Origin of the sequence: Pontibacterium sp. (assembly GCF_041587635.1) — a bacterium.
In the GTDB taxonomy this organism is placed as follows: Bacteria; Pseudomonadota; Gammaproteobacteria; order Pseudomonadales; family Balneatricaceae; genus Pontibacterium.
Genome location: NZ_JBFGYC010000054.1, coordinates 1 through 12893, shown reverse-complemented (window position 1 = coordinate 12893; position 12893 = coordinate 1). Strand labels below are relative to the sequence as shown.

At 54.3% G+C, this 12893-nt stretch carries 12 protein-coding genes; 1 reads left to right on the top strand and 11 read right to left on the bottom strand.

What is annotated here, in order from left to right:
• The 7 genes from ABYW01_RS04970 to rluD all read right to left on the bottom strand — a co-directional run.
• Nucleotides 1–128, bottom strand: a 128-nt coding sequence (locus ABYW01_RS04970) for a ferrous iron transport protein A (protein WP_372831401.1), incomplete at its 3' end; no start/stop codon positions are given.
• A gap of 107 nt (nucleotides 129–235) precedes the next feature.
• Nucleotides 236–859, bottom strand: coding sequence for a M15 family metallopeptidase (locus tag ABYW01_RS04965; RefSeq protein WP_372831400.1), 624 nt, complete (start codon nucleotides 857–859; stop codon nucleotides 236–238).
• 98 nt (nucleotides 860–957) lie between these two features.
• Nucleotides 958–4068, bottom strand: coding sequence for an error-prone DNA polymerase (locus tag ABYW01_RS04960; RefSeq protein WP_372831399.1), 3111 nt, complete (start codon nucleotides 4066–4068; stop codon nucleotides 958–960).
• Between the two features lie 11 nt (nucleotides 4069–4079).
• Nucleotides 4080–5519 (bottom strand): DNA polymerase Y family protein, encoded by a 1440-nt coding sequence (locus ABYW01_RS04955; RefSeq protein ID WP_372831398.1) that lies wholly within the window; start codon nucleotides 5517–5519, stop codon nucleotides 4080–4082.
• Nucleotides 5520–5525: 6 nt separating this feature from the next.
• Nucleotides 5526–6224: a translesion DNA synthesis-associated protein ImuA gene (gene imuA / locus ABYW01_RS04950; RefSeq protein ID WP_372831397.1), complete on the bottom strand. Its 699-nt coding sequence runs from the start codon at nucleotides 6222–6224 to the stop codon at nucleotides 5526–5528.
• Between the two features lie 297 nt (nucleotides 6225–6521).
• A complete protein-coding gene (pgeF, locus tag ABYW01_RS04945) occupies nucleotides 6522–7259 on the bottom strand; it encodes a peptidoglycan editing factor PgeF (RefSeq protein ID WP_372831396.1) in 738 nt (245 codons plus the stop codon).
• A gap of 29 nt (nucleotides 7260–7288) precedes the next feature.
• Nucleotides 7289–8257 carry a 23S rRNA pseudouridine(1911/1915/1917) synthase RluD gene (gene rluD, locus ABYW01_RS04940; protein ID WP_372831395.1) on the bottom strand — a complete coding sequence of 323 codons (969 nt, stop codon included), beginning with the start codon at nucleotides 8255–8257 and terminating at the stop codon, nucleotides 7289–7291.
• A gap of 207 nt (nucleotides 8258–8464) precedes the next feature.
• Between rluD and ABYW01_RS04935 the strand changes: the two genes are divergently transcribed.
• The gene (locus tag ABYW01_RS04935; RefSeq protein WP_372831394.1) at nucleotides 8465–9409 is read left to right on the top strand and encodes an outer membrane protein assembly factor BamD; all 945 of its coding nucleotides are present in this window, start codon (nucleotides 8465–8467) and stop codon (nucleotides 9407–9409) included.
• Between the two features lie 89 nt (nucleotides 9410–9498).
• On the opposite strand, the gene thiO is transcribed toward ABYW01_RS04935, so the two are convergent.
• The 4 genes from thiO to ABYW01_RS04915 form a co-directional block, all read right to left on the bottom strand.
• On the bottom strand, nucleotides 9499–10599 hold the full coding sequence (thiO, locus tag ABYW01_RS04930; protein ID WP_372831393.1) for a glycine oxidase ThiO: 1101 nt from the start codon (nucleotides 10597–10599) through the stop codon (nucleotides 9499–9501).
• An 83-nt stretch (nucleotides 10600–10682) separates the two neighbouring features.
• Nucleotides 10683–11282, bottom strand: coding sequence for a GspH/FimT family pseudopilin (locus tag ABYW01_RS04925; protein WP_372831392.1), 600 nt, complete (start codon nucleotides 11280–11282; stop codon nucleotides 10683–10685).
• 180 nt (nucleotides 11283–11462) lie between these two features.
• On the bottom strand, nucleotides 11463–11864 hold the full coding sequence (locus tag ABYW01_RS04920; RefSeq protein WP_372831391.1) for a type IV pilin protein: 402 nt from the start codon (nucleotides 11862–11864) through the stop codon (nucleotides 11463–11465).
• A gap of 27 nt (nucleotides 11865–11891) precedes the next feature.
• On the bottom strand, nucleotides 11892–12893 hold a 1002-nt coding region (locus tag ABYW01_RS04915; protein ID WP_372831390.1), incomplete at its 5' end, for a pilus assembly protein.

Sequence of the window (12893 nt, the reverse complement as noted above, 5' to 3'; positions counted from 1 at the left end):
TTGGCACTGAGTCGCACCCGCTGGCCTCGTAATACCCCCAAAGCGGTTAATCGTTGGCGCAGATTATCGGGGCCTTTGATCGCCAGAATACGACAGGTTTGTTTTTTTGCGACGTCAGTTAATGTCATGGGCCAACCACCGTATAAGAGAATGCGAATGATTATCCGACACTCTTACACTACGGCACATGATTAATATCAAGGTTTACTAATATATGGAAAATCAGCTGTCACTGCTAAGCAATAGGGAAATCAAAGCAGATATTAGGATACGGCTCATCCTGCAAGGTGAAGTGCCACCATTCATGATGAAACGGTACAAAACCATGCTGCACCATCACATGCTGGAGCAGCATCCGGTTGCCTCGGGCTTGGGCGCTGATGCTCTGGCAGTCGATCCAGCTTTCCTCTCCAAAGAAATCAAAGCGGGTGCCCATCTCCAGCTCCTCACCGGTTTCCAGATCAATCACGGTCAGATCCACCGTACTGCCACGGGAGTGACTAGAGTGCTGCACCAGATAGCCTTTAGAGAACAGCTCCGGTTTAGCAAGCTCGGGATAATAATCTGCTTTATGACGGATATCCTGGTGATCCTCTGACCAACGCAGGAAATGGTCTACTGAGCGTTGCGGCCGGTAAGCATCAAACACCTTTAATCCCAAGCCAAACTCGGCTAATGCCAGCTGTACCCGTTGTAACGCACTCGCAGCCGGACGGCTGATCAGGCACAATTCTGCGTCATACCCCTCAATACGGTCACCGACAAAGTTATCGCCGGTCAGGTATTTAAGGTCCAACTGAATGTTCGGAGCAATGGAGAGCAGATCAACAATCAGGTCAGGGCGCTGCTTGGGATTCACGGTGGTTTCCTTAGAGAGATGGCATGCATCTACCAGAGTAACGGTGGCCTCTGTTTTTCGCTACTGCAAAATGAGAGAAACACACTGAAAGTGTACGATCAGCGGAAATCCCGCGACTTCACTTTTAGCGCATCCCACTGGAAACTAATATCCTGCAACCGCCCGGCGATCACATGAATCACCTCCCCTTCCCGCTCCAGCACCCCGGAGACCTGTAAGATATTGGCCGCCAGCAGCGCACGTCGCTGAGCCTTCGCCGTTGCCTGCCAGACCACCAGATTGACCTGCCCGCTTTCATCTTCCAGCGTGACAAAGGTCACCCCGCTGGCGGTCCCCGGCCGTTGTCGATTGGTCACCAGACCGGCCACATGCACCAACTGTCCATGACGACACTCGGTTAACTGCTCAGCCCTCAGACAGCGGGGTAACACACCCTGTTCACGCATCAGGGCCAGTGGATGACGCCCCAGACTGACCCCCGTATTACGAAAATCTTCTTCCAGATCCGATTGTTCATCGGGGGCCGCTAACCTAACCGGGTCATCATGAATCTCAGAAACCGGATCAGGATCAAGTTCCAGCCACGGGGTATCGGCCAGCAACTCCCAACGCGCCTGATAACGGTGTTCCGAGATGCTGTTCATGGCACCGGCTGCAGCCAGTGCGTCCCAATCTGAACGGGATAAGCGGCAACGCTGCCGGGCCTGGGAAACAGATTGATAGCCTGTTGCAGGTCGGGCTTCGATCAGCGCTTCCGCACCACGCTTGGAGAGGCCTTTGATTAACCTGAGTCCCAGCCGCAGAGAGTGATACTGATCTTCAGGGAGCGTGTCGACGGGAGATCTCCGTTCAAGGGAATGATCCCAACCACTGGCATTCAGGTCGACCGGCAACACCGTCACCCCATGTCGCTGTGCATCCTGTATTAACTGTGCGGGGGTATAGAACCCCATCGGCTGGCTGTTCAGCAGCGAACAACAGAATGCTGCCGGATGATGGCATTTGAGCCAGGCGGATATATACACCAACAGGGCAAAACTCGCCGCATGGGATTCAGGAAAACCGTACTCCCCAAAGCCTTCAATCTGGCGGCAGATACGCTGCGCGAAGTCCAGCTCATAACCCCGTTCCAGCATCCCATCCACCAGCTTCTGCTGGTATTGGCGGATATACCCCGTGCGCCGCCATGCAGCCATCGCACGACGCAACTGGTCCGCTTCACCACCGGTAAACCCTGCGGCGACCATCGCCAGTTTAATCACCTGCTCCTGAAAGATCGGCACCCCTAAGGTGCGCTCCAATACCTCTTTCACCGCCTCACTGGGATAGTCCACCGCTTCAATACCATCCCGGCGGCGCAGGTAAGGATGCACCATATCGCCCTGAATCGGACCGGGACGCACAATCGCCACTTCGATCACCAAGTCATAATATCTCTGTGGTTTCAGGCGCGGCAGCATACTCATCTGGGCGCGGGATTCGACCTGAAATACGCCAATGCTATCTGCCTGACTGAGCATGGCATACACCGCCGGATCTTCACGCGGGATATCCTGCAGCCGCACCGGCTTACCGGTCTGTTCGCTGAGCAGGTCCAGCGTTTTGCGGATAGCTGTGAGCATCCCCAGTGACAACACATCCACCTTCAGCAGGCCAAGGGCTTCCAGATCATCCTTATTCCACTGAATCACCGTGCGGTCTTTCATCGCGGCATTCTCCACCGGCACCAGCTCCGACAGAGGCCCGGCAGAGATCACGAAACCACCCACGTGTTGTGACAGATGACGCGGAAAATCGAGTATCTCCGCCACTAGCGCGACAAACTGCTGATAGATAGGGGCCGGCTCATCGCCGCCCATGGTAGCCAGCTGCGCTAACCAGGGGTTTTCATGGTCACGGCGATCAAGGCGGCTGAGCAGCCATGTCAGATAACTTTCATCCATCCCCAACGCTTTGCCCACATCCCGCACCGCACTTTTCGCCCGATAGCTGATCACCGTCGCGGCCAGCCCTGCCCGCTCCCGACCGTATTGGCGGTAGATATACTGAATCACCTCCTCGCGCCGTTCGTGCTCAAAATCCACATCGATATCGGGTGGTTCGTTGCGCTCTTTGGAGATAAAACGTTCGAACAGCAGGTTGACCTGCAACGGGTCCACTTCGGTGATATGTAAGCAGTAACAGACCACCGAGTTGGCTGCTGATCCGCGACCCTGACACAGAATTTGCTGCGCACGGGCAAAACGGACGATATCGTGAATGGTGAGGAAGTAGTGTTCGTACTGCATCTCCCCAATCACTTTCAACTCGTAATCAATCTGCCGCTGTACCTGTTCGGGTGTGCCATCTGGATAACGTATCTTTTGTCCGGCCATCACCAGATCCAGCAAATGTTGTTTCGCGCTGGAGCCCTCCGGTACCAGCTCGGCGGGATATTCGTAGCGCAGTTCGGACAGGTCAAAGTGACAGCGCTCCGCTATCGCGGCGGTTTCTTGCAGTAACTCATCAGGATACAAGTGCTGCAATTTACGAAAGGAACGCAGATGACGCTCCGCATTCGCGGCCAGCGCAAAACCAGCCCGCTGCACACTGGTGCGTAAGCGAATGGCCGTGAGTACATCCTGCAAGCGTTGCCGGTCAGGGTGGTGCATATGCACATCATTGCCACAGACCGGCGGAATCCCCAGCATCCGGGATTGCCGTATCTGTTGCTGGAAGCGGCCATCGTCGCCATTCTCTAGCAGCCGTTCTAACAACCACCAGCAACGCTGGGGAAACCATGCTTTCAGCCGCTTCCCGCACGCCAAGGCGTCATCGGTATCCGATGCGGGGCGATCAGCCGGGCGAAACAGCAGCAGACAGCCACCCACGCCTTCCGACAGATCATCCCAGCGCAGTTCATATTGACCCTTTTCGCATCGGCGTCGGCAGGTGGTGATCAAGGCACATAGTGCGGCATATGCCTGACGATCCGGAGCTAGCAGCACCAGACAATGGTCGTCCAGATAGAACTCAGCCCCCACGATCAGTTTCAGCGGCAGGTCTCGGCTGGCCTCCCACGCTCGTATCACGCCAGCCACGGAACATTCATCAGTGACCGCCAGCGCCTGATAGCCCAGTTCATGGGCACGCTTCACCAGCTCATCCGGGTGGGATGCGCCCCGTAGGAAACTGAAATTACTGATACAGTGCAGTTCAGCGTATTGCATCGCCCCACCTCTCAACCAAACCAGCCATGCAGATACCAGCCACCCTGCTCATCACGAAATAACCAACCGTGGCGCCCATCGGCCCAGCGGGCGATGTAGTAATCGCGGCGTACGCGTTGATCATCCCACCAGCCACTGCTAATGCGCTCTGGTCCAGTTTTGAGTTCAATATGCGGAGGTAATTGGTGCTGGGATATCCGCTGCGGACTTTTCAGCAACCAGCCGGGGCGGCCTTTAGGTAGGGGCATCGTAGCGTTATCCACTGCCTTCTGCGGGTGTTGTTTGAGCTGCCAGCTCTGTTCAGGGCGATGATCAGCACAGAGCGTCATCGGCTGCACCGCCGCCTCTCCGAGCCGCACCTGCAAACGGCTGAGCAGATCCATTGGATCTTCGGCATGGCGCTGGGTGTCAAACAGGTCATAACTCTGCTGCTGACTGGTTTTAAACCGTTCCACCTCCACCTGTAACGCCAAGATCGGTTGCTGCAGTTTCACCTGCTCCAGTCGTAACTTGCACAGCTCTAACCAGGTCTCATCATCCGCTGCACCACTGGCATGGCCAATGTCGTGCTGTTGATGGCCACCATCGCGCTCAACCAGCGTCAGAATCAATTGCTGTGCCAGCAGTTCGCGACGTTGCAGATAACCGGCTAACGCTTCCAGAATACGCCGCAGAGGAAATAACAGCGCCAGACTGTGTTCGATTTCGCGGGAGAATTCATGAAACTGCTGGAAGACCGGTGGCGGTTCAAATAGCACTTGAGGATCGGGACGACGCCCCTCAAGGCGATCCAGATAATCGAGTAATTTCACACCAAAGCGACTGCTAATGGCATCGCGGGGCAAGGCGTGTAACTGCTCCAGGCGTAACAACCCCATTCCCCGAAGCTGATCCTGTTGTTTGGCCGGCAGTTCCAATTGGCTCAGAGGCAGCATCTGCAATACTTGCCGGTGAGATGCCTGTCCTTCAATAACCAATGAACGCCCCGCCCGGGCCAGTAAGCGTGCGGCCAACGGAGTATGCCCGGTGGCATAACGGGTCTGAAACCCCAAACGCTTGAGCCGCTGCTCCATCTGTTGCCAGAGATTGTTGAGGCCACCGAAATAATCCAGCATCGATGCCACTTCCAGCAACAAACCTTCCGGCGGATACAACACCACCTGCGCACTGAAGCTGCCCGCCCATAACGCCAGCGCTTCCAACTGCTGCTGGACTCGTTCCGGGTTGGGATGAAAGAGCTCTACCTCCGGGCAGATACTAAACGCAGTGGCGATGGCCATGCCCGGTTCCAGTCCGGCCTGCACCGCATCGTAACTGCACAATTCCAGCTTCTGTCCCCGTGTGTCCAGCAACCCGGCAATCCCTGCTTCCAGCTGCTGAGCTTCTAACGCCAGCTGTGGAAAATGCAGGTAGAGCCAGAGGGACTCCCGTTCGGTGGCTAAACGGTTCATCGGCTTTTAAGTGGATGTGCCAACCAGCGTCAGGCGCGCTGGCCCGGCATCAGGTTCAGCGGTTTGAGAAACCACGGGAGAGACCGGAATCAGACGTGGCGGTAATGGCCAGCCGCCACGCCGTTTCAGGGCACTCACCGTGACACCTTCAGGATGAGGTTCCAGCAACAAACGACAAGGCGCAGCAGAGTGCTGTGACTGACAACGGCTATGGCGAAACAGGAACCCCCGACAATCCCCCTCAACCGCCGCCACCTGTAAACGCCGGATCGCTTTCTCTTGCCCGGCGGGCAACCACCCCAGAACCGCACTGCAACACCCACTTTTTAAGCTTTGCTCCAGACACCAGAGTCGATCACGACGACTATTGCTCCGCACGACCTGCACCCGATCCAGATTCACCCCTGCATCCAGCAAAGCCGGCGCGTAAGGAATATGCGGCGGGTCTACCCACAACACCCAACGCTCCTGCTGGGACAGCTCTGCCAGCAGCGGCAACAGCACACCCAGTTCACCACTGCCCTCATCACTGTAGAGCAGCTCCACCAGCTGTGATGCCTGCCAGCCCTGGCCGGGTAACAGGGCATCCAACTGTGGAAAGCCACTGCTCAAACATCGGTGACGCGACTGCTCGGCGGCCTGTCTCCCGCGCCAAACCTCGCCTTTGTGAAGCAATTTATGCAGTGAACCGGTTTCTGTAGCCATAGGAAAACACAACAATACTGTATTTATATACAGTACATTATGACGCAAAAATCCCGTGTGGCAATACTCGAATATAGAGGGAAACGTTCTCAGGATGATAAAAAGGCGAATGACAGGGCTGTATCGCTGTGATGATAACTACCTGTATAGGGCAGGCTCAGCGTCACCGTAGGTGATGAGTCTGCCGGTCGGCTGAAGCCGACCCTACAAAGGGTTCAGACTTACGACAACGCGCTTGTAGGGCAGCCTTCAGGCTGCCGGCAGGCTAAAAGCCTGCCCTACAACATGACTATAAGATCAATCGAGCCAGATGACGCTGGCCATACGACCGGTCACGCCATCACGGCGGTAGGAATAAAACAGATCAGAATCGGTAAAAGTGCAGTGTTCTCCACCGCTGATAGCCGCCACACCCGCAGCGCTCAACCGTAAACGTGCCAACTGATAGATATCTGCCAGCCACTTATCTTCAGCCTCTTTACCCGCTACCGGCTGAAAGGCCTGTTCGGAAGCCGGCAGCAGATCACAGAATTGTGTACGGACTTCACCACCCACCTCAAACGCCTGCGGACCGATCGCCGGACCCAGCCAGCAGATCACCTGTGCTGGATCATCAAAGCAGTTCAGGGTCGCTTCCAATACACCGTCCGCCAGCCCGCGCCAGCCTGCGTGTGCAACAGCAACCTTCCGCCCCTTTTGATCCGCAAAGAAGACCGGCAAACAATCGGCAGTCATCACAATACACGCCTGTCCCGGTTGATCACTCCAGCAGGCATCGGCTTCAGGCACACTGCCGTCGGCACAAGCTTCCACCACCTGAATACCGTGCACCTGCTGCAACCATTGTGGAGCGTGCTTCAGACCCAGTTCACGTATCAGCTGACTTCGATTGGCCGCAACAGCAGCCGGATCATCGTCGACATGATCACCCAGATTCAAGCCCGCATAAGGCATGATACTGACACCACCTAAGCGGGTTGTCGTCAATGCATGAACATTCGTCGGGGCAGCCCAGTCAGCGATGATCCGTTGCATGTTGAATACTCTCTTCTTATTCCGCGATCTTAGAAATCGTTATCCTGAGCAACCGCGTCCTGCTTCAGTGCTTCCAGCAGATGCTGGATATCATCAGGCAGATCCACTTCCCAAGACATCAGCTCACCGGTTTTCGGATGCCAGAGTTCCAACTTCTTCGCATGCAGCGCCTGACGTTTAAAACCACGCAGTAACTGTTGCAGCTCTTCAGTGGTGCCTTTCGGCAGACGGAAACGACCGCCGTATAGCGGATCGCCGATCAGCGGATAGTTAATGTAAGACATATGCACACGAATCTGGTGGGTACGACCCGTTTCCAGTTTCAGGCGGATATGCGTATGGGCACTAAACTTCTCCAGTATCCGGTAATGGGTTGTGGCTTCTTTACCCAATCCCACAACCGCCATTTTCTGGCGGTGCTTGGAGTGACGGGCCATGGGCTCGTCCACCGTCCCCCCCCCCGTCATGACACGGTTCACCACCGCTTCATATTCACGGCCCATGGTGCGTTCCTGCAACTGAACCACCAGCTCGGTTTGCGCCTGAATCGTTTTCGCAATCACCATCAAACCGGTGGTATCCATATCAAGGCGGTGCACAATCCCTGCACGCGGCACCTGATTGATATCAGGGAAATGATGCAGCAAGGCATTCAGCAAGGTGCCATCAGGATGGCCCGGAGCCGGATGTACCACCAGCCCAGCCGGTTTATTGATCACCATAATATCGTCATCTTCATAGACAATATTCAATGGAATATCCTGTGGCTGATGGGCTTCGATCACCTCGAGCTGCGCATCAAGCTGTACCGATTCGCCACCCATCAACTTATCCCGTGGACGTTTTGCCTGACCGTCTACGGTGATCGAGCCGTCTTTAATCCATTCCTGAAGACGGGAACGGGAATAATCCGGGAACAATTGCGCAACGGCCTGATCTAACCGTTTCCCTACCAAGTCATCGGAGACCTGTGCGTGCAAGCTTATCTGTTCTGACATTGAAACCTTAATCTGCTATGCCGCCTATCTGCCGGGAAATTGCCTTTAAATGCCTTAGAGACTTTGGCTTAGATAGGGGTTGTGTTTAAATAGGCTGTTATTCAACCGCAAGCGGCCTGATGGACCAAGCCACGTCCGCTGCGTTTTTCAATCATATCCGCCCAGTATAACTGGTTACGGCTTAGGACTACATCGAGATTCAACAGGATGCGTATCACCAAGATTATCGCAGTCGCAGCCCTCTGTGTTCTGGTTTCTGCCTGCTCCTCCAATGATGAACTAGAGATTCCGGATCTACCTGAGCAAGAGATCTACGAAGATGCACTGGAAGCACTGGAGCTGGACAACTATGTTCTGGCGATTGAAAAGCTGCAGCTGCTGGAAGCCCGCTACCCCTTCGGTCGTTATTCTGAACAGGCACAGCTTGAGCTGACATATGCCTACTTCAAGAACTTCGAACCGGAAGCCGCCCGCGCCTCAGCCGACCGCTTTATCCGTCTGCATCCGAACCATGACAATATCGATTACGCGTATTACCTGAAAGGTCTGACCGCGTTTGAGCAGGATCGCACCTTCTTTATCAAGTACCTGCCACTGGATGAGACTAAACGTGATCCGGGTGCAGCACTGGATGGTTTCGAGAGTTTCCGCTCTCTGGTACGCCTGTATCCGGACAGCGAATACGCACCAGACGCGCGCAAGCGTATGGTCCACCTGAAAAACCGTCTGGCAACCTACGAGGTTCACGTAGCACACTACTACATCCAGCGTGGCGCGTACCTGGCAGCCGCTAACCGTGGTCGTTACGTGATAGAGAACCTGCAGAAGACCCCGGCGATTCCGGCGGCACTGGCCGTGATGGTTGAAGCTTACACCCTGCTGGGACAGGTTGAACTCGCCGACGATGCAATGGCCGTGCTGAATGCGAACTATCCGAACTATGTATACCGTCCGGTTAAAGAGTCTGAAAAGACCCTGCTGGATGCCGCCACTTTCGATCTGTTCCGTGGCGCACCTGAGGCACCTGCACCCGTTATCAACACACTGTCTGACGAAGAAGCGGAAGAGAAACGTTCCTGGCTGAACCGTCTCTCCTTTGGCCTGTTCGGTGACGACGGCGAAGAAGACGCCAAAGAGACTCAAGACAAGTAAGAGCCACTGTCACAAGCAATAAACAGTTACAAACGATAAAAAGCCCGGTGATGACCGGGCTTTTTTGTATCTGCGCTCAGGCGATTGAATCAGACAGACGTGACTCGCCCACTCAGCATATACGCAGCCGGATCAATAATCGGTGTACGTCCCAGTAACTGATCGGCCAGCAAGCGGGTCGATGCCGGCGCCAACACCAATCCATTACGGAAATGCCCGGCATTCATATACAGATTTTCGTATCCCGGCACCGTGCCAATAAACGGTACACCTTCCGGTGATCCCGGACGTAAGCCCGCCCAATGGTGCTCAATCGGATGGTCCGCCAGCTCAGGCACTATATTGATCGCTGTCTCATAGAGTGAGGCGCGGGCCTCTTCGGTGGTCTCTTTTTCAAAGCCGGTATGTTCCATAGTACTGCCGATCAACACACGACCGTCATTACGCGGAATCACATAACGTCCGTCCATCAACACCACACGATTCACTAGCCCTTGCGGCGCTTTGAAAATCATCATCTGACCTCGCACCGGTTCAACAGGCACATTCAGCCCCAGTGGTTTCACCAGTTCACCACTCCATGAACCCGCCGCGATAATTGTCTTATCCGCACGGACCTCACCTTTATTGGTCTTGATACCTTTCACCTGCTCACCTTCAATGATCAGGCTTTCCAGCGGCTGATGCTCAAGCACCGTCACGTTATCACGCCCAACCAGGCTCTGACGCAACGAGCGCCCCAAACGCGGATTGCGGATACTGGCCACTTCCGGCATCCACAACGCTTCGCCGAAGCCTTCCTTCAGGTGGGGTTCTTTCTGGTAGAGGAAATCTGCATCTACAGTTGTCAGGGGCCGGTGATGCTTCGCCGCCCAGCGACGCGCTTCGTCCGCATCTTCCACCGACACCATAAACATACCTTTCTGACGCAGCTCCGGATCGTAACCGGTCTCTTCCAGCAGCTCCTGTGCGAGCAAGACATAACTGCTTTGGGACCAGGTCGCCAGTGCAGTAATTGGATCTTTGTAGCGCCACGGGTACAGCGGAGAAACAATACCGCCCCCCGCCCAGGAGGATTCTTCCGCACAGCCGCGACGATCAACCAGGGTGACATCGGCACCGGCTGTAGACAGCTCACGCGCCATCATCATCCCGATAACACCACCACCAACGATCAGATAATCAGACATGCATCCTCCAGTATTCTCAACAACTTAGACCGAATGCCGAGAGTATGACACAACACCTACCCTCTCAAGGGCCAATTTACGCTTTAATGACCCAGATACTGGTCTACATAAGCAATGTCTTGATTAGAGAAATCCGCTTGCCGTAGCCGACCGGTCAACTGCAGTAACATCCTCACCCCTTTGCTCATCTCCGCTTCATCGAAGATATAAAACGAGCCATTTACACTGCCCGACAAACTTCCATCACTTGCATAGATCGTGGACTGCCCTCGGTTCCATAACACCTGGCCTCCACCGCCCAGATTGACGACACGAATCAATTCATCCTGATCGGTAGTAAAGAACATTCGGTCTGCATTACTGTCTTTGAATAACAGCAGTTGCGACCAGAGATACTTACCCTGCTTAGCCCTCCCCTCACAACTTTGGCTATCGACTGACGCACACACCGTCACCGTAATACCCCGTCGAATCGCTTCTGAACGTGCCAATGCCAGCGCAGCACGCACACGATGACGAGTTTCAGCGACACGAGAGTCCGCGACTACATCGCTCATACTGGGAACGGCAACAAACATCAGAATAGAAAGAACAGAGAGGGTGACCAACAGCTCAATCAGGGTAAAACCCCTTGCCTCAGCCACAAAGTGCCCTGCCGGGCGACGACACACATCCTTGTACATAAGGTACTCCCTACAATCCGTTGCAGGTTAAGTGAATTCCAGACCTGATAGACCTTTACCAGTATCTGAACTGATCAATAAGCGATACAACTCCTCAGCAGACTGGCCCTGAACATCATCCTGATATAGCAGAGCCAACAAAAATCATAATATGAAAACACCACGCATTGATTAGGATATTCAGTCCCAACAACCGTCTATCGCAGTACCATCAGATTCTTTGGCAGATTTTACACCCACGCTGGTCACAGACAATATCTTGCAATCATCACTGGCCTGAGCGCCTGTTGGGGTTCCTTGGATCGTGTAAGTACTTGCTGTAGAGACTGAAACCACGATGCTATAAAAGTCTGTATTGTAAGCAGACACAACACGATTCCCCCCGCCACTCTTTAAATAAGTACCATCCACCGTAAACTGCCGCTCCATCCACTGCGCCGCTTGCAACATAGCGCCCTGCCCATCGGCTCGACGGGCCTGCTGTACATAGTCGGTGTAAGACGGATACGCAATCGCGGCAATAATGCCGATAATCGCCACTGTGATCATCAGCTCAATCAGACTGAAACCTTTCTGCTTCACGTTGTTCGCCTTCTCTGATTATCTAAATTATCGAACCTGAATCCAAGACTGACGCCCCAGTGGCGGCCCTTCCTGACGCGCACGCTCAACCAGCGCACCACCGGATGAATCACCGCGCAGACGAGTAGTCTCACCATTGGAGGCAAAATCGGGGGTTTTCACCAAACCTTCGGCTTTAAACCCGGACACAGGGACTTTCTCAGTGCCTGCGCTAGTTTCCAGCGTTTCCAGATCATCCGCATCTACCCGCCCATCGCCATTCACATCAAAGGTAGATGAATCCGCCCGGGCACCAGTGTTGAAGTCCAGCTCCATAAACCAGCTATCGCCGCCATTACGGCTGCAAACGCCGCCTTCCACAGTGAAGGTAAAGAACCGCACTGTATCGCGCCTTACAACAGGATCCGTGATCATACGCTCACCGATGAAACGAGATGAATTGAAATCGATATACCAACCTCTCGAACTGCTGTAATCCACACTATTTTTAGAGGTAACCCGATGTTCCCCGGTGGTTTGCACAGTGAACTCTTTTACGATCTCCTGCGCCTGCAGCTTGGAGCGTTCGGAAACTGTATTCTGCCCGTCATCATGCACACCATAAAAGCTCTGTACCTGAGTGCTATCGACATCGTCCGCCGTGCGATAGCTGCCAGTACCGAACAAGACCAGTTGCCCCCCGCCAGCACCGGTATATTTAACCACTTCAGGGCGCATAGTAATCGGCTGTGGGCTGCTGCAATCATCGCTAGTGCAAGCGCGGAATAATAGTCTTGGCGACTCTCTCTTCCAAGCGGCACTATTATCTGCACTCAGATCAAACACCCACATATTCCCCTGCAAATCACCGGCATAGATGCGATCCGCTCTTTTATCACCGTCGGTATCCGTTGCCAAAGCCGCCGACAAACCATTCGGGCTGTCTGCAGTCCCATCGGACTCAGTATCAATAAAGATTGCATCTTCCGGGTTTTCAAGCGGTACGATGTAAAGGCCTGCTTTATGGTTAGCACTGTCATAACCATTGCC

Coding starts and splice junctions, on each gene's coding strand:
- ABYW01_RS04925 (WP_372831392.1), bottom strand. CDS start 11,282: ATGTACAAGGATGTGTGTCGTCGCCCGGCAGGGCACTTTGTGGCTGAG.
- pgeF (WP_372831396.1), bottom strand. CDS start 7,259: ATGCAACGGATCATCGCTGACTGGGCTGCCCCGACGAATGTTCATGCA.
- rluD (WP_372831395.1), bottom strand. CDS start 8,257: ATGTCAGAACAGATAAGCTTGCACGCACAGGTCTCCGATGACTTGGTA.
- ABYW01_RS04955 (WP_372831398.1), bottom strand. CDS start 5,519: ATGAACCGTTTAGCCACCGAACGGGAGTCCCTCTGGCTCTACCTGCAT.
- imuA (WP_372831397.1), bottom strand. CDS start 6,224: ATGGCTACAGAAACCGGTTCACTGCATAAATTGCTTCACAAAGGCGAG.
- thiO (WP_372831393.1), bottom strand. CDS start 10,599: ATGTCTGATTATCTGATCGTTGGTGGTGGTGTTATCGGGATGATGATG.
- ABYW01_RS04935 (WP_372831394.1), top strand. CDS start 8,465: ATGCGTATCACCAAGATTATCGCAGTCGCAGCCCTCTGTGTTCTGGTT.
- ABYW01_RS04960 (WP_372831399.1), bottom strand. CDS start 4,068: ATGCAATACGCTGAACTGCACTGTATCAGTAATTTCAGTTTCCTACGG.